This is a genomic window from Solemya velesiana gill symbiont (assembly GCF_002020805.1).
In the GTDB taxonomy this organism is placed as follows: Bacteria; Pseudomonadota; Gammaproteobacteria; order Chromatiales; family Chromatiaceae; genus Sedimenticola_A.
In genome coordinates this window covers 13,984-33,073 of sequence record NZ_MPRJ01000016.1, presented here as the reverse complement: position 1 = coordinate 33,073, position 19,090 = coordinate 13,984, and the positions used below count along the sequence as shown (strand labels likewise).

17 protein-coding genes and 6 pseudogenes are annotated in these 19,090 nt (G+C 57.6%); 10 read left to right on the top strand and 13 right to left on the bottom strand.

Going from position 1 to position 19,090, the window contains the following annotated elements; all coding sequences use genetic code 11:
• Nucleotides 1-109: 109 nt before the first annotated feature.
• On the top strand, nucleotides 110-274 hold the full coding sequence (locus BOW53_RS12710) for a hypothetical protein (protein ID WP_172838755.1): 165 nt from the start codon (nucleotides 110-112) through the stop codon (nucleotides 272-274).
• Nucleotides 275-501: 227 nt separating this feature from the next.
• Nucleotides 502-1,254 (top strand): annotated as a pseudogene (locus BOW53_RS13675) (chemotaxis protein CheW); the annotation flags it as partial.
• Between the two features lie 56 nt (nucleotides 1,255-1,310).
• Here the strand turns inward: BOW53_RS13675 and BOW53_RS03840 are convergent.
• A pseudogene (locus BOW53_RS03840) lies at nucleotides 1,311-1,598 on the bottom strand (endonuclease V); the annotation flags it as partial.
• Between the two features lie 355 nt (nucleotides 1,599-1,953).
• On the opposite strand from BOW53_RS03840, the gene BOW53_RS03835 reads away from it, so the two are divergent.
• Nucleotides 1,954-3,360, top strand: coding sequence for a KamA family radical SAM protein (locus BOW53_RS03835; RefSeq protein ID WP_078486190.1), 1,407 nt, complete (start codon nucleotides 1,954-1,956; stop codon nucleotides 3,358-3,360).
• Between the two features lie 3 nt (nucleotides 3,361-3,363).
• On the opposite strand, the gene BOW53_RS03830 is transcribed toward BOW53_RS03835, so the two are convergent.
• Together BOW53_RS03830 and BOW53_RS03825 are read right to left on the bottom strand one after the other, a co-directional pair.
• Nucleotides 3,364-4,635, bottom strand: a complete 1,272-nt coding sequence (locus tag BOW53_RS03830) for an HDOD domain-containing protein (RefSeq protein WP_078486189.1) — start codon at nucleotides 4,633-4,635, stop codon at nucleotides 3,364-3,366.
• A 95-nt stretch (nucleotides 4,636-4,730) separates the two neighbouring features.
• Nucleotides 4,731-5,699 (bottom strand): dihydroorotate dehydrogenase, encoded by a 969-nt coding sequence (locus BOW53_RS03825; RefSeq protein ID WP_078486188.1) that lies wholly within the window; start codon nucleotides 5,697-5,699, stop codon nucleotides 4,731-4,733.
• 50 nt (nucleotides 5,700-5,749) lie between these two features.
• Between BOW53_RS03825 and BOW53_RS03820 the strand changes: the two genes are divergently transcribed.
• Complete coding sequence (locus tag BOW53_RS03820; protein ID WP_078486187.1) at nucleotides 5,750-6,211, top strand: tRNA (cytidine(34)-2'-O)-methyltransferase; 462 nt, start codon at nucleotides 5,750-5,752, stop codon at nucleotides 6,209-6,211.
• A gap of 14 nt (nucleotides 6,212-6,225) precedes the next feature.
• Here the strand turns inward: BOW53_RS03820 and BOW53_RS03815 are convergent, their stop codons facing one another.
• From BOW53_RS03815 to BOW53_RS03800, 4 genes are all read right to left on the bottom strand, one after another.
• Nucleotides 6,226-7,233, bottom strand: a complete 1,008-nt coding sequence (locus BOW53_RS03815) for an NAD(P)H-dependent glycerol-3-phosphate dehydrogenase (RefSeq protein WP_078486186.1) — start codon at nucleotides 7,231-7,233, stop codon at nucleotides 6,226-6,228.
• Entirely contained in the window at nucleotides 7,233-7,709 is a 477-nt protein-coding gene (secB, locus tag BOW53_RS03810) for a protein-export chaperone SecB (protein WP_078486185.1), read from the bottom strand. The genes BOW53_RS03815 and secB overlap by 1 nt, the downstream gene beginning before the upstream one ends.
• A 38-nt stretch (nucleotides 7,710-7,747) precedes the next feature.
• Nucleotides 7,748-8,170: a rhodanese-like domain-containing protein gene (locus BOW53_RS03805; protein WP_078486184.1), complete on the bottom strand. Its 423-nt coding sequence runs from the start codon at nucleotides 8,168-8,170 to the stop codon at nucleotides 7,748-7,750.
• A 119-nt stretch (nucleotides 8,171-8,289) separates the two neighbouring features.
• Nucleotides 8,290-8,661 carry an ArsR/SmtB family transcription factor gene (locus tag BOW53_RS03800; protein ID WP_245831985.1) on the bottom strand — a complete coding sequence of 124 codons (372 nt, stop codon included), beginning with the start codon at nucleotides 8,659-8,661 and terminating at the stop codon, nucleotides 8,290-8,292.
• A gap of 274 nt (nucleotides 8,662-8,935) precedes the next feature.
• Here BOW53_RS03800 and gpmI point away from each other — a divergent pair, with 274 nt between their 5' ends.
• From gpmI to BOW53_RS03770, 6 genes are all read left to right on the top strand, one after another.
• Nucleotides 8,936-10,501: a 2,3-bisphosphoglycerate-independent phosphoglycerate mutase gene (gene gpmI, locus BOW53_RS03795; RefSeq protein ID WP_078486183.1), complete on the top strand. Its 1,566-nt coding sequence runs from the start codon at nucleotides 8,936-8,938 to the stop codon at nucleotides 10,499-10,501.
• A complete protein-coding gene (locus tag BOW53_RS03790) occupies nucleotides 10,501-11,766 on the top strand; it encodes a murein hydrolase activator EnvC family protein (RefSeq protein WP_078486182.1) in 1,266 nt (421 codons plus the stop codon). The genes gpmI and BOW53_RS03790 overlap by 1 nt, the downstream gene beginning before the upstream one ends.
• A complete protein-coding gene (locus BOW53_RS03785; protein ID WP_078486181.1) occupies nucleotides 11,763-13,070 on the top strand; it encodes a S41 family peptidase in 1,308 nt (435 codons plus the stop codon). The genes BOW53_RS03790 and BOW53_RS03785 overlap by 4 nt, the downstream gene beginning before the upstream one ends.
• A gap of 11 nt (nucleotides 13,071-13,081) precedes the next feature.
• On the top strand, nucleotides 13,082-13,972 hold the full coding sequence (locus tag BOW53_RS03780) for a divergent polysaccharide deacetylase family protein (RefSeq protein WP_172838754.1): 891 nt from the start codon (nucleotides 13,082-13,084) through the stop codon (nucleotides 13,970-13,972).
• Complete coding sequence (locus BOW53_RS03775) at nucleotides 13,879-14,430, top strand: DJ-1 family glyoxalase III (RefSeq protein ID WP_078486179.1); 552 nt, start codon at nucleotides 13,879-13,881, stop codon at nucleotides 14,428-14,430. Before BOW53_RS03780 ends, BOW53_RS03775 begins: the two co-directional genes overlap by 94 nt.
• A 180-nt stretch (nucleotides 14,431-14,610) precedes the next feature.
• Nucleotides 14,611-15,519: a DMT family transporter gene (locus tag BOW53_RS03770; RefSeq protein WP_078486178.1), complete on the top strand. Its 909-nt coding sequence runs from the start codon at nucleotides 14,611-14,613 to the stop codon at nucleotides 15,517-15,519.
• On the opposite strand, the gene BOW53_RS03765 is transcribed toward BOW53_RS03770, so the two are convergent.
• The 6 genes and pseudogenes from BOW53_RS03765 to BOW53_RS03745 all read right to left on the bottom strand — a co-directional run bounded on the left by BOW53_RS03765 (nucleotide 15,511) and on the right by BOW53_RS03745 (nucleotide 19,077).
• Entirely contained in the window at nucleotides 15,511-15,903 is a 393-nt protein-coding gene (locus tag BOW53_RS03765; protein WP_078486177.1) for an alpha/beta hydrolase family protein, read from the bottom strand. The two genes, BOW53_RS03770 and BOW53_RS03765, sit on opposite strands and share 9 nt — an antisense overlap.
• A 78-nt stretch (nucleotides 15,904-15,981) precedes the next feature.
• A complete protein-coding gene (locus tag BOW53_RS03760) occupies nucleotides 15,982-16,374 on the bottom strand; it encodes an alpha/beta hydrolase (protein ID WP_078486176.1) in 393 nt (130 codons plus the stop codon).
• Between the two features lie 14 nt (nucleotides 16,375-16,388).
• Nucleotides 16,389-16,756 (bottom strand): annotated as a pseudogene (locus BOW53_RS13050) (ATP-binding cassette domain-containing protein); the annotation flags it as partial.
• 38 nt (nucleotides 16,757-16,794) lie between these two features.
• Nucleotides 16,795-17,133, bottom strand: a pseudogene (locus tag BOW53_RS13045) (ABC transporter permease subunit); the annotation flags it as partial.
• Nucleotides 17,134-17,211: 78 nt separating this feature from the next.
• A pseudogene (locus tag BOW53_RS03750) lies at nucleotides 17,212-17,942 on the bottom strand (branched-chain amino acid ABC transporter permease).
• 53 nt (nucleotides 17,943-17,995) lie between these two features.
• Nucleotides 17,996-19,077, bottom strand: a pseudogene (locus BOW53_RS03745) (ABC transporter substrate-binding protein).
• Nucleotides 19,078-19,090 lie beyond the last annotated feature (13 nt).

Genomic DNA, 19,090 nt, shown 5'->3' with positions numbered 1-19,090 from the left:
GTGCCAAGCCATTCCAGTGGACCAAGAGTGCTGAGAAAATTATTGCCTCGGTGAATAGGGCAAAGAATGCGTTGCCGAATTAATCGCATGGCCCACTAGGGAGTGTGTCATGGGAATGACCGCAATCAGGCAGTTTGACCCGATCCCCTATTACCTGTTGGCGCATATCGATGAAGCGATGGGTGATTCGGAAGCGGCCAAGGAGTGGCTGCACAAGGTGATCTATCTCGCCCTGGATTTCATAACGGCCTATCTAGACTTGGCTACACTCTAATTTAGGTGAAGGCAATCAGAGCCGGGCCAGGCAGTTGCGTGTCAGTGCAGTGAATCTGCTGAGATCCATCCCCGGGGATAAAACCATAGGGCCTTATGGCACCGAAAAGGCAGGCGACCTGTTGGACCGACTGGAGAATACCGGCAACGGTTCCAAATAACACAACCCCATACAAGGCAGGTCCGATTTTAATATGAGGAGAACACCTGACAGCCGAAAGGAGACCATTGCTGCTAGATCTGAATCTGCGTTTTGGTCATTCGCCGGTACCCTATCGGCTGGCCGACAGTGTGATCGTGATTGCTATCGACCATGGATTGCTGGGAATAATCACCAGCGAGGTAAGGGACATGGTGGATGTATCGCCTGTTGTTGCTTCTCTGGAAACGATGGAATCTGAACAACATGCCATTATCACGGAGGTCGAATCCGAAGGTCGCATCATCATGCTGCTGGATCATGAGCATTTGATTGCTCCTGAAGAATTTGAGCTTTCCCTATCCAGTGAGCCGGGGGAGGGCACTGAACGCATGTCCTTCTTTCCAGAGGCTGATGGAGAAGAGCGCCGTACCCTTCGCGAACGGGCCAGCATGCTGAGGGTGCAGCTAAAAGAGGGTGGGGTAGATCAGCATGACCTGGTGGTGGTTAGCATGGGCAATGAATACTTCGGTTTTAACCTGGAGGCGGTGCGCGAGTTTACCGATATTACAGATGTAGTGCCTGTGCCCTGCTGCCCCCCGCACATCATGGGAAACATGAATTTTCGCAGTGATATCGTAACCCTCGTGGATATGCGATCCGAGCAGCATCTCGCCTTTAGCGATGCAAGCAGACCGTCAAAGGTGGTGATCTCCGAACAGGATCACCTGTTTGTCGGCATCCCTGTTGACGATATTCACGAAGTCATTTTCGTGGAATCGAAAGCGTATCGACCCATACCAACAGCAATAAAGGGCAGGAATGAAGACTACGTAAAGGATGAGATTCCCTACAGGGATCGATTGATAACGGTTGTCGATTTGGAAAACTTTCTTCAGAGGCCGAAACGGTGGGGGTGGGCGATACCCTGTCCATCACACAACAGCAAATCAGGCAGCCTGCTCAACTGCTCCATGGCGTCCAGCACGGCGGGTATCTCCCTGAAGGAGAGGAGGCCGGGCACATAGGGAAAACTCGTGGGTCGTCGCGCGATGGCGGACTCGATGAGTTCCAGGTCGGGAAAGCTGAGCAGGGCCACGGCGGCGCGGGTAACGGTTCCCTCACTTTCAAACCCCACATCCACACCGGCTACAGTGCTGATCTCACCAAGCCGATCCTGGGCAATGACATGATTTCAGAGCTGTACCTGGATCTCCCGGGCCTCGCCAGAGCTCACATCCCACGGGTGTTTATGCTGCAGTATTAGCATTTAGTCATTTATTTCGTATTTTCTATAGTTTTGTAACTTTATGTTATAATTACCGACCCCGTAATAACCAATAATTGGTTGTACGGTGGATGTATTGGCAGCAACCTGGTCAACAGTGACCCAGGTATGGAGCGACTACAGTAGTACCGGGAGTGGACAACTCCCCTCGGTTTAGTCCCCTAGAAAACTATACACAGAGGTTTCGAAATCAGGAACCGGGGCGACTCTACCTCTGAATTTTTACCTGCCGGTTGGTAAGCAGGAGGGCACAATGAGTAATACAGCAATACTTCAGCGACAGGCGATGGATGCGCCGGAAGAGGGCTTCGAAACACGCCGTTTCAAAGTCTACACCCAGCGTGATCTGGAGCGCATACCTGCGCTTGCCAATCTGCCGGGAGCACTGTTGTTCGAGATGAAGGTGGTTTCCAGCGTACTGCCTTTCCGCGTCAATGAATACGTGGTGAACGAACTCATCGACTGGAACAACATACCAGCCGATCCCATGTTCCAGCTGACCTTTCCTCAGAAGGGCATGCTGACCGATGGCAGTTACGAGCGTATGGCGGAACTCCATCGCAGGGGTGCCGAGAAGAGTGAAATCCAGTCCCTTGCCCAGGAGCTTCGTGCTGAACTCAACCCCCACCCGGCAGGGCAGATGGAACTCAACATCCCTCTGGACGAGAATGGCAAACCCCTGGAGGGTATACAGCACAAGTACCGTGAGACGGTATTGTTCTTTCCCAGCCAGGGCCAGACCTGCCACGCCTACTGCACCTTCTGCTTCCGCTGGGCCCAGTTCGTTGGCGACAAGGCACTGCGCATGGCCTCAACCGAGGCTGACGTACTGCATCGCTACCTGCGTGAACATAGGGAAGTGACAGACCTGCTGATCACCGGCGGTGATCCCATGGTGATGAAGACCAAGCGGCTGGTGGGTTACCTCGAGCCCCTGCTGGAGCCGGAGTACGACCACATTCAGACCATCCGTATCGGCACCAAGGCGTTGACCTTCTGGCCCTACCGCTTCGTCTCCGATGACGATGCTGACGAGTTGATCGCGCTGTTCGAGAAGCTCATCAAGGCGGGCAAACACCTGGCCATCATGGCCCACTACAACCACTGGAAAGAACTGGATACCGATATTGCCCGCAAGGCCATCTACCGCCTGCGCGACATCGGTGCCGAGATTCGCAGCCAGGGGCCTTTGTTGTCCCATATTAACGATTCTGCCGATACCTGGGTAAAGCTTTGGAACCGACAGATCAAGCTGGGCATCATCCCCTACTACATGTTCGTGGAGCGGGATACCGGCGCCAGACACTATTTCGAGGTGCCCCTGACCAAGGCGTGGTCGATCTATCGCGAGGCAATGCAGCAGGTTTCAGGCCTGGGGCGCACTGCGCGGGGGCCCAGCATGAGTGCCGGACCCGGTAAGGTGGAGATTCAGGGTGTCACCGAGATTGCCGGCGAGAAGGTGTTCGTTCTGCGCTTCATCCAGGGGCGCAATCCCGACTGGGTGCAGCGTCCCTTCTTCGCACGCTATGACGAAAAGGCCACATGGCTGGACGGTCTGGAGCCCGCACTGGGCGATGAGAAGTTCTTTTTCCAGGACGAGTACCAGTCCATGTACGCGGCCAGGGAGCTGATAGTGAGCGAAGAGGTGGATAACTGCTGATCTCTAGATCGACTGCAGTACCTCGGCATTCTTGATCTGATCTTCCACCTCCTCGAGTATCAACAGGCTCATTTTAGGCGTCAGCTCACCCAGTGCCAGGCGGGTATGAGCCGGCACCTGGTTGATGGCAGGGCAGGCGATGGCCAGGGGCGTGCCGACAAAGCTGTGCAGTTGGGCGATGATGACCAAGTCACAATAGTCGGGCTCTTCGCTCTTTTGGCGCATCCAGTCTTCCGCTTCGAGAGCGGCGGTGACAAGCTCCTCCGGGAATCCCCACTTGCGTAGAATCAGGCTGCCGATCTGGCCTCTCAGGCGCTTGATCGCCTGATCAAGGGCCTCCGGCGTCAACTCTTCAGGGGGCAGACTTTCTGCATAGTGCAGTATGGCGACAATGCCGATATCGTGGAGCAGGCCTGCCAGCATGGCATGTTCGGGTTCGAATCGCTTGTCCAGCCTGGCCAGGACATAGCAGATGGCCGCAACATGGGTGCTGTGGGTCCAGAGCGCCTTCATGCGGGACTGGAGCAGCTTCGATTTGGACTTGAACAGCTCTCTAAGGGCATAGGTGAGCACCAGCTTGTGGGTCATCTTGGTGCCGATGCGCACGATGGCTGCGCTGCAGGTCTCCACCGGCTTGGGCATGCCGTAGAAGGCGCTGTTAGCAGACTTGATCAACTTTACTGTGATCGCCGGGTCGTTCTGGATCATCGCGGCGATCTCTTCGATATTGTGTTCTTCATCCTCCAGCGCCTTTCCGATTTTAAGCGCAACATCCGGCAGGCTGGGAAGCACCAGTCGGTCGCTCTCCAGTTCTTTAAGAAACTTGATGGAGATCTGGTTTTCGAACTGAGCGGCTTTCTGCTCCTCTTCTCCTTCATCGACACTGTAGCCGGAGAAGGGTGAGGTTTCCCTATGGTTGATGACGCTGGTCACGATGTCGAGCAGGGAGTTGTTGATTTTGGAATAGTGAATGGGGGTGAGGGTGATCACCTCGTACTTACGGGGAATCAATCGAGACAGGGGATTCAGGCCGGATGCGCTTCCGCCCTCCACTTCGTTGGACTTGCCGTCCGCGGCGGTCAGCTTGACGCGCCCATCTATCAGAAAGAAGCTGTAGTCATCCCGGCTGCCACGTTCAATAAGCGTTACCCCCGCAGCGGCCTCTTCCAGTTCCACAGACTGACGCAGCAGTTCGAGCTGTTCCCGCGAAAGCGAGCTCAAGGGCGTGAACTTGCGCAGTGTCTCTAGTTCAGGATGTATTGAAACGGTGTCCATGTTCTCTCTGCGGAAAAGGGCATACCTGTTTACTCTACGTCATCATAACGGTAGTTTCGCAGCCGATTTTTTTGCGCACAGTAACTATAGCCTGCTCAACAGCCGCAACGGGGCGCCTGGGAAGCATTCAGCTGCAGTGTTCCAGTGAGCTGCATCACCGATTGCATCTCATGGCGCTGCAAGTAGTCCAGGATACCCTGGTTTATCTTTTTGCATACCAGCGGATTATAGAACAGGGCTGTGCCGACGCCTACCGCGGTGGCACCTGCAATCAAAAACTCCAGGGCGTCTTCAGCGGTGGTGATTCCCCCCTGGCCGATGATGGGGATGCCGTGGTCGCGGCAGACCTGGTACACCTGGTGAACTTTTAGCAGGGCGACCGGTTTTATCGCAGGTCCTGAGAGTCCGCCCTGGTTGTTGCCGATGATCGGCGAGCGGTTTTCGATATTGATGGCCATGCCCATCAGGGTGTTGATCACAGCGAAAGCGTCACTGCCGGCCTCGATGCAGCGGCGGGCATTCTCAGCGATGTCGGTCTGGTTGGGCGAGAGCTTGGTGATCAGGGATTTCTTGGTAACGCTTCTGCATGCTTCCACAACCCGTGCCGACATATCCGGATCGTTGCCGAAGGCTACACCGCCCTCTTTGACGTTGGGGCAGGAGATGTTGATTTCGATGGCGTCGATATCAGAGTCATCGAATCGCTGGGTGACCTTGATGTACTCTTCTATAGTGGACCCGGAGACATTGGCGATGAAGCGGGTTTCTCCGAAATCCAGGGTGGGCAGAATCTCGTCAACCACCTTGTCCACTCCCGGATTCTGCAGTCCGATGGCGTTGAGCATGCCATTGGGGGTTTCATAGACGCGATGGGGCGGGTTGCCGAGCCGGGGCTCTCCGGTGGTGCCCTTGAGGCAGATGGCACCGGTATCGCGGTTGGAAAAACCCTTCACCCGGGTATACTCTTCGCCGAAGCCCACACAGCCTGACAACAGTACAAGTGGTGTATTGAATGTTAGTCCGCAGAAATCTACAGCAAGTGGTGAGTCTGTGGTTGTGGTCATTTAACGCTTCCGTAAGAAAATACAGTGATGTTACCGAGTAGCCAGTAGCTATGTTTCATGTTGCCTTGTACGAGCCGGAGATACCACCCAATACCGGGAATATCATACGCCTGTGCGCCAATACGGGCAGCACCCTTCACCTGATTCATCCGCTGGGGTTCAGCCTCGATGAAAAGCAGGTACGCCGGGCCGGGCTCGATTACCACGACATGGCCTGTGTTACTGAACATGTCGATTATGCGGCTTTTGGCAAGACGCTGCCATCAAGTCGCATCCTTGCATGCTCCACGCGCGGCAAGGTCAACTATGCCGAGGTGGAATACCAGCCGGGTGATGTGCTGTTGTTCGGCCCTGAAACCCGTGGGCTGCCCCAGCAACAGCTGGATGCCCTGCCTGACGAACAGCTGCTGCGCATTCCCATGGTCCCGGGTAATCGAAGTCTCAACCTGTCCAACGCGGTGGCGGTCATTCTCTACGAAGCCTGGAGGCAGCAGGGCTTCTCCGGATCCTGATAGACCCTCAGGCTTTAGTCGGTTTCCGGCTTCTGCCTGCGCACCATCAGGTTGTGCACGGCAGTTTTAGGATCCAGGCCCTCATACAGCACCAGGTAGGTCTGCTCGCTCAGGGGCATATCGATGCCGAGCTCCAGTGCACGGTTGTGCACCTCTCGAGCGGTCATCACGCCTTCGACTTCCTGGCCAATCTCGGCCCTGGCCTCTTCAACACTGAGGCCCCGGGCGAGGGCCAGGCCCATGCGCCGGTTGCGGGATTGGTTGTCGGTGCAGGTCAGGGTCAGGTCACCGAGTCCTCCGAGACCCATGAAAGTCTCGGGTTTAGCGCCCAGTGCATGTCCCAGGCGCATGATCTCTGCAAGGCCACGGGTGATCAGTGCGGCACGGGTATTGGCGCCGAAGCCGAGGCCGTCGGCAATACCTGCGGCGATGGCCATCAGGTTCTTGGCAGCGCCGCCCACCTCGAGGCCGATGATGTCGTCGCTGGTATACGCACGGAAGCACTCCGAGTGAAGGTATTCCGCCAGGCGTTCGGCATGGGCAGCAGAAGAGGATGCAACGGTGACTGCCGTTGGCAGGCCCTTGGCCACCTCTTTAGCAAAGCTCGGCCCGGAGATCACGGCGATGGGTCGCTCACCCAACTCCTCGCGGGCCACTTCGTGGAGCAGCTTTCCGCTCTGGGGCTCCAGGCCCTTGGTGGCCCAGCTTACCGATGTGTCGCTGTCGAGCAGCAGTGCCAGGTTGTGCATCACCTGCCTGAAAGCGTGGCTGGGTACCACCACGAGCACTTCGTCCGCTCCCTTCACGGCGGTCGCCATGTCAGTGGTGGGCGTTATGCCGTCGGGGAAGGGGATACCGGGAATGTAGGTTTTGTTTTCCCGGTCTGCGATGAGGGCCTCTATTTCAGACTCGAGATGTCCCCAGAGACTGATTTCGGCACCGTTGCGGCTAAGCAGAATGGCCAGGGCCGTGCCCCAGGAGCCGGAGCCGAGAACCGCAATTTTGAGTTGTTGCTCGGGCACTAGTGGCTCTTGGCCTGCTGTTGTGCCTGGCCCTGCTGTTCCTGCATATGCTGAGCATAGAGGGCGTCAAAATTCACCGGGGCCAGCAGCAGCTGGGGGAAGCTGCCTTTGGATACCAGGTCCGAGATGGCTTCACGGGCATAGGGAAAGAGGATGTTCGGGCAGTAGGCGCCCATCATGGGTCCCATTTCGGCATCAGGGAATCCAGTGATGTGGAAAACACCTGCCTGCTGCACTTCGGCCAGGTATGCGGTTTTCTCTCCAAGCTTGGTGGTGACCGTCACGGACAGAACCACTTCGTAGAGGTTATCACCGACCTTCTTTACGTCGCTGTTCAGGTTCAGGTTGGACTCCGGGTCCCAGTTTTCATTGAAGATGACAGGGGAGTTGGGCGTCTCGAAGGAGACATCCTTGATATAGATTCGCTGCAGGGCGAATTCAGGTGCCGCTTGTTCCGGTTGGGCATTTTCAGTCATTGTTCAGTTCCAGATTTTGATGGTTCTGTGAATCGGTTTTATTTCTTTCGGCTAATGGGCAGCTTGGCATTTTCCCATGCCAGCATGCCGCCATGAAGGTTGTAGACCTTCTCGAAGCCCTCTTTGCGCAGCACCTTGCAGGCCGCGTTGGATTGGGCGCCGGAGCGGCAGGCCACGATGATCGGCTTGTCCTTGTCTTTCTCCAGTTGACCCAGCTGGTTTTTCAGCGAGTTGCTGGGGATATTGATGGCGTTGATGATGTGACCTGATGAAAAATCGTTCATGGGACGCACATCCACGACCACCGCGTCTTCACGGTTTATCAACTCGGTAGCCCCCGAGGGCTGTACGGAAAACTTGCCGCTGGAGGCGATCAGGTTCTGGATAAGCAGGAAGAGGACAACGACCAGTGCCACGACGAGTATCAGGTGGTTGCCGGCGAATTCGATTAACTGTTGCATAGATTTGTCAGGATCGGGGTTGAATTGATTACGGAGCCGCCATTTTAGCGCAGGGAGAGAAAAACAAAACGGGAAACTTCCGTTTCCCGTTTATTGCGTTGTTCTATGGTGTCCCCGGATCAATGGGAGTGGGTGCAGAATACCTCTCGCATCATGCCGATCAGGCGCAGGGTGCGGGAGTCGCTGACCCGGTAGTAGACCCGGTTGGCATCTTTCCTGGAGGCGAGAATGCCCTTGTCACGCAGTATCGCCAGGTGCTGGGATATGTTGCTCTGGGATGTACCGACCTGCTCGACAATATCCTGAACGCTCACCTCCTGGTCACCCAGGGTGCAGAGGATCTTCAGACGCAGGGGGTGCGACATGGCTTTCAGGGAGCGGGAAGCGCGCTCGATATCCTCGTCACCGGCCAGCAGACTCTCCAGATCTCCGCTTATATCGGAGTCGGTCTCGAGGACTGGTTTTTTCGGACTTCCAAATTTGTTTTCCATGCAGCAGGCCTTCGTTAAAGGGACATAATAAAATAATAAGCTGTTTTACGGTAAATTTAAGGATATTTCAATGGTTTGATGATGGAAATCAGCCTAAATAGGTAGTAAATACACCCTCTATTTACCGTTTTTAATAGGATTAATAGCCGTTATTCTGGAAAATCCGTAAACAATCTGTCTCTTGAACTTCTCGCCTATGGCCAAAGATGTTTTAATAGTGCGCTTTTTCAACGGGTTAGCCCGGGCCAGTAATTTTTCTGAGGGTCTGTAATCGATGTCAGCCAGTGCAAAGCCAGCCGTTCTAATCATTCTCGACGGTTGGGGGTATAGCGAAGCGGATGAATCCAACGCCATCAAGATGGCGCGAACCCCGGTGTGGGATCGTATGTGGAAAGAGCTCCCCCATACGCTGATACGGACCTCCGGCGCAGAGGTGGGACTGCCTGCCGGCCAGATGGGCAACTCCGAGGTGGGTCACCTCAACCTGGGAGCAGGCCGGGTGGTCTACCAGGAGTTCACCCGGGTGAGCCGCTCGGTTCGCACGGGCTCTTTCTTCACCAACCGCACCCTGACCGACGGCGTCGACAAGGCCATCGAAAATGACAAGGCGGTCCACATCTTCGGCCTGCTCTCCCCCGGCGGCGTCCACAGCCACGAGGATCACATGCACGCCATGGCCAAGCTGGCGGTGGAACGAGGGGCCAAGCGGGTCTATATGCATGCCTTCCTGGATGGGCGGGATATGCCGCCAAAGAGTGCCATGCCCTCCCTGGAGAAGATGAACGCGGTTTTCGAAGAGCTGGGCAATGGTCGGGTTGCCAGCATCATTGGCCGCTTCTACGCCATGGATCGCGACCGCCGCTGGGAGCGGGTACAAGAGGCATACGACATGCTCACCCTGGGTAAATGCGACTACCAGGCCCCGGATGCCATCACTGCCCTGCAGATGGCATACGATCGTGGCGAGAGCGACGAGTTCGTGAAAGGGACCTCCGTGGTTCCCAAGGGCGAGTCGTCGGTAACCATAGAAGACGGCGATACGATAATGTTCATGAACTACCGTTCCGACCGCGCGCGCCAGCTTACAAAGACCTTTATCAAATCCGACTTCTCAGGGTTCGAACGCCAGAAGACCCCCAAGCTTGGCAGCTTCGTCAGTCTCACCCAATACAACCAGGAATTTGATATTCCCGTGGCCTTTCCGCCGGAGCGGCTGAACAACATATTTGGCGAATACATCTCCAAGCTCGGTTTGCGCCAGCTGCGCCTAGCCGAGACCGAGAAGTATGCCCACGTCACCTTTTTCTTCAACGGAGGCCGGGACGAGGTTTTCGAAGGCGAGGACAGAGTTCTGGTGCCTTCTCCCAAGGTGACAACCTACGATCTCCAACCAGAAATGAGCGCACACGAGGTAACCGACCACCTGGTGGAGGTCATCGAGAGCGAGAAATACGACGCCATCATCTGCAACTACGCCAACTCGGACATGGTGGGCCATACCGGGGACTATGAGGCGGCGGTAAAGGCGATCGAAACCCTGGATCACTGCCTGGGGCGGGTAACCTCCGCACTGCACAGGGTGGGTGGAGAACTGCTGATCACCGCAGACCACGGCAACGCCGAGCAGATGCAGGACCCTGAAAATGACCAGGTCCACACTGCCCATACCCAGAACCCCGTACCCCTTATCTACATGGGGCGCAGTGCAGAACTGCTCGAGGATGGCGCCCTGTGCGATATTGCGCCCACCCTGCTGCACATGATGAATCTCAAGCTGCCGCCGGAGATGAAGGGCCACAGCCTGATCCGTTTCCCAGAAGATGGAGAGCAGGCGGCCTGATGATGGCAGGGGTACAGGATCGCTGCAGCACACCCCTGATCATTGCAGCTGTTCTGTTGGCATTCGCCTCTAGCCCCTTAACTGCCCGGGATGCAGACAAGCAGATCCAGGGAAAAGAGCAGGAGCTGCAGCAGCTTCAGCGCAATATCCAGGTACTCAGGAGCGAACTCGATACCCAGCAGCGCCAGCGTCGTGAGCTCGATTCGGAGCTGCGTGCGGCAGAGCAGGAGATCGGGCACTCCGCCCGGCGTCTCAGGGTGCTGGCCGGCAGTCTTGGGCGGCAGCAGAAGCGACTCGGTACCCTGCGGGATGTCCGCAACAGGCAACAGCAGGCCCTGGCAGAACAGCGCCATGAGCTGGCCATGCAAATGCGTACCGCCTACGCCATGGGCAGGCAGGAGCGGCTGAAAATTCTCCTTAATCAACAGGATCCCTCCGTAGTCAGCCGGGTCATGGTGTATTACGATTATTTCAATCGTGCCCGTACCGAGCGTATTACCGCTATCAATCAGACCCTCGATTCGATACGCCAAACCGAAAGGGAGATAACGTCTGAAGAGACGCGCCTGATGGAGCTGCAGGCAAAAGAGCTGGCAGAAAAGGAGCGGCTTGAGGTGAAAAACGCCGCTCGTAAGGAAATTGTTGCCGCGCTGAAGGCCGGCATAAAGAGCAAGGGGCACGAACTGAAGGGATTGGAATTGAACGAGCGGCAGCTCAAGTCCCTGGTCAGCAAGCTGCAGGAAGAGTACATGGCACCCCCCGTGGAGGGTGAGAAGGCCAAGCCGTTCAAGAAGAGGAAGGGCCGCTTGAGCTGGCCCACCAAGGGGCGAATCAAAGCGCGGTTCGGCACCACCAAGGCAGGCAGCCTGAAGTGGGACGGGGTTTTGATTTCAACTCCCGAGGGTCGCGAGATCAAGGCGATACACCATGGCCGTGTGGCGTTTGCCGACTGGCTGAGAGGTTTTGGGCTCCTGATCATCATCGATCATGGCGATGGCTACATGACCCTTTATGGGCATAACCAGAGCCTGCTCAAGGAGACAGGGGAATGGGTTGAGCCCGGGGAGCCCATTGCATTGGTGGGAAACAGTGGTGGACAACTGAACTCAGGGGTGTATTTTGGCATCAGGCACAATGGTAAACCGGTCAATCCCAAAAAATGGTGCAAGTCATCCAGGGGCAGCCGGGTCGGCATGAGGCCGGTTGATGAGTACAACGGCATCTCGATGCAACACCTGACAAGACAGACAGAGGTAGAGGTATGAAGCAGAGCCTGGGATTGGTATTGGCATTTGCACTGGGCATGAGCGTCACGGGTATGACCCTCGGTCAGATTGCCAATGCGGAAAAGGCGGAAGGGAAGAGTCTGCCGATGCGGGAGCTTCGGGCCTTTGCGGATATCTTCGGCCGCATCAAGCAGGACTACGTCGAACCGGTGGATGATCGGGAACTGCTGGAGTACGCCATCCGCGGCATGCTGTCCGGCCTCGATCCACACTCCTCGTATCTCAATGCTGACGAGTACAAGGATCTGCAGGTAGGTACCAAGGGTGAGTTCGGTGGCCTGGGTATCGATGTGGGCATGGAGGACGGTTTCGTCAAGGTGATCGCGCCCATCGATGATACCCCTGCCCAGCGTGCCGGCGTCCAGGCCGGTGACCTGATCGTCAAGCTGGACGGTAAACCTGTCAAGGGCATGAGCCTGGATGAAGCCATTCACATCATGCGCGGCAAGCCTGGCACCGAGATCGTGTTGAGTATCGTCCGGGAAGGCGTGGACAAGCCGATCGAGATCATCATCGTGCGTGACATCATCAAGGTGGTCAGCGTCAAGGGACGGCTGTTGGATGAAGCATACGCTTACGTTCGTATCGCCCGCTTTCAGGCGCGTACCACCGAGGACATGCTGAAACTCATCAGCAAGCTCAAGGCAGAGACCGGCAACGGTCTGAAGGGTCTAATACTGGATCTGCGCAACAATCCAGGCGGTGTACTCAATGGCGCGGTTTCCGTCAGTGACGCCTTCCTCAGTGAGGGGGATATCGTCTACACCAAGAGGCGGGTGGATGAGTCCAAGCTCGACTTCAGCGCCGCGCCGGATGATGTGATCGAAGGCGCTCCCATGGTGGTACTGGTCAACGGTGGCTCAGCTTCAGCATCGGAGATTGTTGCCGGTGCGCTGCAGGACAATCGTCGGGCGGTGATCATGGGCAGCCGTACCTTCGGCAAGGGTTCCGTGCAGACCATCATGCCGGTGAACAAGTCCACCGCGATCAAGCTGACCACGGCTCGCTATTACACACCTTCAGGGCGTTCCATCCAGGCTGAGGGCATCGAACCCGATATCGTGCTCTCCAACCTGAAAGTTCAGGAGGTCAACGGCGGCAAGGAGGGCGGCATCAAGGAGGCCGACCTTGCGGGCCACCTGGAGAACGGCGATACCGATGGGTCAAAGCCGGATGACAAGAAGAAAGACGACAACGACCGTCCCCTGGCTGAAAAGGATTACCAGCTCAACGAAGCCCTGAACCTGCTCAAAGGCCTCAACATTCTTCAACGGAAGTCATAGTCGATATGTACATGATCCACAAAAGAACAGGAACCGTACGCCGTAGCCTGGCGACGGGGCTCTCTGTTCTGCTGTGGGTCTTCAGCGAGGGGGGGGCAGCTGCAGAAGAGCCCGATACCACCCCGGAGAGACTTCCTTCCATAGCCATTGTCATCGACGACATGGGCAATCACGGAGGCTGGGGGGACTCGGCACTCTCCATACCCGGGCCGGTGACCTATGCCATGCTGCCCCTCACGCCCCACGCGAAGCGACTGGCAAGGGAGGCGAACCGTCAGGGCAAGGAAGTGATGCTGCATCTGCCGATGCAGGCTTATGACGACAGCCCCCTCGGGCCTGGCGGGCTGACGCTGCACCAGACTGAAACCACCTTTAAAAACACCCTGGTCGATGCGCTGGATGCAGTGCCTCATGCCAAGGGGTTGAACAACCACATGGGCAGTCTGCTGACACGCCACCCCGGCGCCATGGGCTGGTTGATGCAGGTGCTGCAGGAGCGCGATAGCCTCTTCTTTATCGACAGCCGCACCAGCCGGGAATCGGTTGCTCACCTCCTGGCCCGTGAATACGAGGTACCTACTGCCAACCGGGATGTCTTTCTCGACAACAACCGGGACCCCGAGGCGATCAAGGCCCAGTTCACCAGGCTGGTGAAAAAGGCTCGGGATAAAGGGTACGCCATTGGAATCGGCCATCCCTACCCGGAAACTGCCCAGGTTCTCAAAGAGCTTCTGGCTGATCCCCGGTTGCATGGCGTTCAACTGATCACCGCATCGGAAATGATCGAACTTCAACGGAGGCTGAACCCATGGCCCGGACCCTCGTCCCCCTCGCCCAAGGTTGCGAAGAACTCGAAGCAGTCACCATTATCGACCTGCTGCGCAGAGCAGGAATCGAAGTAGTCACAGCCGGGCTTGAAGCCGGCGAGGTGAAAGCAAGCAGGGGCGTCGTGCTACTGCCCGATACCACCCTGGACCAGGTAATGGACCAGGCGTTCGACATGATCATCCTTCCGGGCGGCCTGCCTGGATCGGACCACCTCGACAACGACCCGAGAATTCACGAACTGCTCAAGCGCATGCACTCCGAAGGCGGCTACACGGCGGCGATCTGCGCGGCCCCCAAGGTGCTGGCCAGCAGCGGTCTCCTGGATGGTAGGAAGGCCACCGGCTATCCCGGTGTGCTCGACGGCATGGACCTGCCCCAGGTGGATGTGGATCTGCAGCCGGTGATCAGGGACAGCAGGGTGATCACTTCCCGCGGCCCGGGCACCGCCATGGATTTCGCCCTGGAACTGATCGAAGTCCTGGAAGGAAAGGCAAAGCGGGATGAAGTGGAAGCGGCCCTGGTCAGGCCCTGAAATCCCTGCTTGAAAGATTCCATGCAGAATAATGCATGGTGTAGGAGCCAGCCCAGCACCCTCCGGGCATAAAGTCCCTAGGGCGATGCCAGGTTGTAGCGTCTGATCGCCCGGAGGACCGGGCTCCTGCAGTCGATTCGATACACCCCTGAGCAAGAAAGGACCAATAGCTAGGCCGTGATGCAGCCGAAAGAACATAGAAAACCGATGCTGCAGATGGCCGCCGGCGCCACGCTGATCAGTTTTTCCCCCGTGTTCGTTACAGTGGCCGATGTCCCGGCTGAGGCCTCGGCCTTCTATCGCATGTTTTTCGGTTCCCTGGTGATGATGGGCTGGTTGCTGTTGCGCCATCAACGGTTCCAGCTGAGTCGTGGGCTCTGGTGGATACTGGTACTGGCGGGTGTCTTCTTTTCCATCGATCTCGCCTGCTGGCACAAGAGCATCCTCATCGTAGGTCCGGGGCTGTCTACGCTGCTTGCCAATTTCCAGGTCTTCATCATGCCACTGGCCGGCCTCTGGCTGTTTGCTGAATCACTTCACGTGCGTTTTTTCTTCGGTGCAGCCTTGGCCATGCTGGGACTCTGGTTCCAGGTGGGCATGGGTTGGCAGGGTTTCAGTGGCGAGTACCAGCTCGGTATCGTCCTCGGCCTGATCATCGCGGTGGCCTATTCCGGCTACATGATCAGCCTGCGCAAGGTCCAGGGCATGGAGGCGCGGCGCCTGCCTTTTGAAAATCTCACGGTTGCGAGTGTGATCTGTGCCATGGTGCTGGCACTGCTGCTTCTGGCCCAGGAGCAATCCTTCGCCATACCCAATACCAAGAGTCTCCTGGCGCTGTTGGCGTATGGCCTGTTCTGCCAGGTTGTCGGCTGGCTGCTGATCACTTCTGCAATACCCAGACTCAAGGCGATGACAGTTGGCCTCATGCTGCTGCTCCAGCCCACCCTTTCCTGGGTCTGGGACATGCTCTTCTTCGGTCGCGTGTTGAGTTCCCTGGAGGCGGTGGGCGTGGCGCTGACGCTGATGGGCATCTATTTCGGTGTTACCAACCGCAAGGCCGAGCAGCCTGAACTCGAGCCCTCATCCTGAGACCAGCTTCATGGCCTGTTGAAACAGCAGGCTTTCCGGATCAGCAAGCTGTTCCACCATGGTGAAGTGGTTCAGTCCCGACAGTTCGAGCAGGGATGTTTGTACACCTTTCCTGCCCCAGGCTTCCATAAGCTCCCGGGATTGGCGATGAAACTCTTCACTCTCGTTCCCACCGACAGCCAGCACCAGGGGGGCCATCGTAGCCGGATCCATCAAAAGCGGACTGTTGCTTCGGGCAGACTCCAGGTCCAAACCCAGTGGGCCGTTGATGGCGGTGTGGACCAGGGGTTCCAGTTCGAACAGGCCGCTGATGGAAAGGCCGGATTTAACCAGGTCGCTGGGAATGGAGGCGGCGAATTCATTCCAGTGTGTCGCCATCAGCATGGCGGTGAGGTGTCCTCCGGCCGAGTGTCCGCAAAGATGCAGCCGCTCACTGTCCAGGCCGTGCTCATTGCCGTTTTTTCAGATCCAGACTGTTGCCCGGTGTGCCTGTTCCACAATCGTATCCAGGGTGACCGAAGGACAGAGGTCGTAGTTGATTACAGCTACCGCCACACCTTTGCTGACCAGTTCCCGTGCCAGGAAACTGAAAAAGCTTTTGTTCATGGCCTGCCAGTAGCCGCCGTGGATAAAAAGCTGTACAGGGGCGTTCTCCTCTTCTGGTAGAAACAGGTCGAGCCTTTCACGCTCCGAACTGCCATAGGGGATATCGAGCAGGCAGCGAGCCTGTTTCCGGTATTGTTCACTCCAGGCCTGCCAACGCTGGAAGATCTGGGGGTGCTCGGGCACGGCGGCGCGAGCACTGTGCTGGGTCTGCAGCTGTTCCGGGGTGAAGTCGTGGTAGACAATGCCCATATCGAAGGACCGGTTCAGACGCCGAGGTATCGACTTTCCAAAGACTCGTCACCGGCCAGTTCGGGGGAGTCTCCACGCCAGACCACCTGGCCCTTCTCCATGATGTGATGCCGGTCGGCGATTCTGAGCAGGGCATCCAGGTTCTTGTCGATGACCAGGATGGACTCGCCTCGCTGCTTCAGAATCTCCAGTCCCTGCCAGATCTCCTCCCTCACCAGCGGGGCCAGCCCCTCGGTGGCCTCGTCCAGGATCAGCACCTTGGGGTTGGTCATCATTGCCGGGCGATGGCCAGCATCTGCTGTTCACCGCCGGAGAGCTGGTTGCCATAGTGCCCCATGCGGTCGGCCAGCTTGGGGAAGATGAAGAGTACCCGCTCGAGGCTTCCAGTGAGACGAACAGGTAGTAGAGCATCTGGGCAAAGGCGAGGGTGATCATGATGAAGTGCATGCCGCTGGTTCTCAGGCTCAGGGCGCCGAACAGGGCGGCGGCGAGGGCAGAGAGCAGGACCGCAAGCGGCCAGATGATCAGGGCGTTGTCACTGCCGGCCAACTCAAGGGGCCACTGCATCAACTGGCTCCCCTCCTGCTGGTGGAAGGTGAGTATGCCCACCACGTAGGCGCCGACACCGAAATAGGCGGCATGCCCCAGGCTGACCATGCCGCCGTAGCCAAGAATGAGATCGAGGCTGACCGCGGCCAGGGCATAGATCAGGATGCGGCTGAACACTGAGACCAGGTAGCTGTTGCCACTGGCTTCCATGACCGGCGGCAGCAGCAGGAATACCAGCAGGCCGGCGCCGAGGGTCAGTGTGGTTCTCGAGAGTAGCCCGTTCATGGATCAGCCCTGGGTGGGAAACAGGCCGCGGGGTCGCCAGACCAGGATCGCCGCCATCAGGATGTAGACCGACATGGACGCGAGAGAGGCGCCGGCGCCGTCCGCGGTGGCGGCGGGCAGAAAGAGCCGCAACAGGTCAGGCAGCATCACCCGGCCAGGGTATCCACCATGCCCACCATGAGGGCGGCAATCAGCGCGCCGCGTATGGACCAGATGCCGCCAATCACAATCACCACGAAAGTGAGGATCAGGATGCTCTCGCCCATGCTCGACTCAACGGCGAGGATCGGCCCGGCCATGACGCCGGCCAGCCCGGCGAGCAGGGCACCGAGACCGAACACCAGGGTGTAGAGCAGCTTGATGTTCACGCCGAGGGCCGACATCATCTCGCGGTTGCTGGCCCCGGCACGGATCTGCATGCCCAGCCGGGTGCGTGTGAAAAGCAGGTAGAGGAACAGCGCAACCAGGATACCCACCGCAATGATGGCCAGTCGGTAGCTGGGATAGGGAGCGCTGGGGATCAGTTCAACGGTCCCGGAGAGCCATGGGGGTACATCCATGAACAGGGGCTGGCGGCCTCAGATGATGCAGGTCAGCTCGTTGAAGAAGAGGATCAGGCCGAAAGTGGCCAGCACCCGCATGATGCCGAACACCAGGGTCAGTCCGGCTGACATGAGGAACAGCATCACCCCGAGCTGGAGCCCGTTGAGTAACTGTTCGATGAAAAGCAGCATGGATGATGTAGTGTTGAAACACGGGGCGCGAAGGCGCCCCGTTATCGCTTAGATCAGAGCTTGCACTCGGCCGCGTAGGCGTCGGTGTGACCGGTGAACACCTTCTTCAGGGTCTTGTTGGTGGTCTTGCCGTCGGCGGTCTTTACCACTTCGCGTACATAGATATCCTGCACCGGGTGCTGGTTGTTGCCGAACTTGAAGTCGCCACGGACAGAGGCGAAATCCGCCTTGCGCAGCGCCGCTTTGAAGGCAGAGAGATCCGAGAGATTACCGTTCACCGATTTCAATGCACTGCCGATCAGCCTTGCCGCATCGTAACCCTGGCTGGCATAAAGGGTGGGGGTGCGGCCGTAGGCTTTACGGAATGCTGCAACAAATTGCTGGTTGGCGTCGTTATCCAGATCATGGGTCCACTGGGAGCCGTTGATTACGCCAACCGCGGCATTGCCCACTGCACCGAGCAGTCGCTCATCGAAAGAGAATGCGGGGCCGAACAGGGGGTGCTCTGGTTCAGGCCGGCCTGGGCGTACTGCTTGATGAAGTTGATGCCCATTCCGCCTGGCAGGAAGAAGAAAACCGCATCGGGTTTGGCAGCACGCAGGTTGGCCAGTTCGGCCGCGTAGTCGGACTGGCCCAGCTTGGTGTAGACCTCGCCGGCGATGTTGCCCTTGTAGAAACGTTTGAAGCCGGCCAGGGCGTCCTTGCCGGCGGGGTAATTGGGCGCCAGTATGTAGACGTTCTTGAATCCTGCATCGTTGACATACTGACCTGCCGCTTCATGCAGGTTGTCGTTCTGCCAGGCAACATTGAAGTAGTTCTCGTGGCAGCCCTTGCCGGCCAGGGCGGAGGGTCCGGCGTTGGGGCTGACATAGACCACGTCGTCACGCACGACCTTGGGCACCACCGCCATGGCGACGTTGGAGAAGACGATGCCGGTCATGATCTTCACGCCATCTTTCTTGATGTGGCGGTCGGCAATCTGCTTGCCCTTGCCAGGCTTGCGGCCGTCATCGTCAACCATCAGTTCCACGGCCACGCCGCCGAGATTGCCGCCGTTCTGATCCATGGCCAGCTTGAAGCCGTCACGGATATCCTCTCCCAGGTAGCCTGCCTTGGTCGAAAGGGTGGTGACCATGCCGACCTTGACC

Excerpts from the sequence above, each read along its gene's own strand:
- BOW53_RS12710 (WP_172838755.1), top strand. The coding sequence starts at position 110 with ATGGGAATGACCGCAATCAGGCAGTTTGACCCGATCCCCTATTACCTG.
- BOW53_RS03835 (WP_078486190.1), top strand. The coding sequence starts at position 1,954 with ATGAGTAATACAGCAATACTTCAGCGACAGGCGATGGATGCGCCGGAA.
- BOW53_RS03830 (WP_078486189.1), bottom strand. The coding sequence starts at position 4,635 with ATGGACACCGTTTCAATACATCCTGAACTAGAGACACTGCGCAAGTTC.
- BOW53_RS03825 (WP_078486188.1), bottom strand. The coding sequence starts at position 5,699 with ATGACCACAACCACAGACTCACCACTTGCTGTAGATTTCTGCGGACTA.
- BOW53_RS03820 (WP_078486187.1), top strand. The coding sequence starts at position 5,750 with ATGTTTCATGTTGCCTTGTACGAGCCGGAGATACCACCCAATACCGGG.
- secB (WP_078486185.1), bottom strand. The coding sequence starts at position 7,709 with ATGACTGAAAATGCCCAACCGGAACAAGCGGCACCTGAATTCGCCCTG.
- BOW53_RS03805 (WP_078486184.1), bottom strand. The coding sequence starts at position 8,170 with ATGCAACAGTTAATCGAATTCGCCGGCAACCACCTGATACTCGTCGTG.
- BOW53_RS03800 (WP_245831985.1), bottom strand. The coding sequence starts at position 8,661 with ATGGAAAACAAATTTGGAAGTCCGAAAAAACCAGTCCTCGAGACCGAC.
- gpmI (WP_078486183.1), top strand. The coding sequence starts at position 8,936 with ATGTCAGCCAGTGCAAAGCCAGCCGTTCTAATCATTCTCGACGGTTGG.
- BOW53_RS03790 (WP_078486182.1), top strand. The coding sequence starts at position 10,501 with ATGATGGCAGGGGTACAGGATCGCTGCAGCACACCCCTGATCATTGCA.
- BOW53_RS03785 (WP_078486181.1), top strand. The coding sequence starts at position 11,763 with ATGAAGCAGAGCCTGGGATTGGTATTGGCATTTGCACTGGGCATGAGC.
- BOW53_RS03780 (WP_172838754.1), top strand. The coding sequence starts at position 13,082 with ATGATCCACAAAAGAACAGGAACCGTACGCCGTAGCCTGGCGACGGGG.
- BOW53_RS03775 (WP_078486179.1), top strand. The coding sequence starts at position 13,879 with ATGGCCCGGACCCTCGTCCCCCTCGCCCAAGGTTGCGAAGAACTCGAA.
- BOW53_RS03770 (WP_078486178.1), top strand. The coding sequence starts at position 14,611 with ATGCAGCCGAAAGAACATAGAAAACCGATGCTGCAGATGGCCGCCGGC.
- BOW53_RS03765 (WP_078486177.1), bottom strand. The coding sequence starts at position 15,903 with ATGCTGATGGCGACACACTGGAATGAATTCGCCGCCTCCATTCCCAGC.
- BOW53_RS03760 (WP_078486176.1), bottom strand. The coding sequence starts at position 16,374 with ATGGGCATTGTCTACCACGACTTCACCCCGGAACAGCTGCAGACCCAG.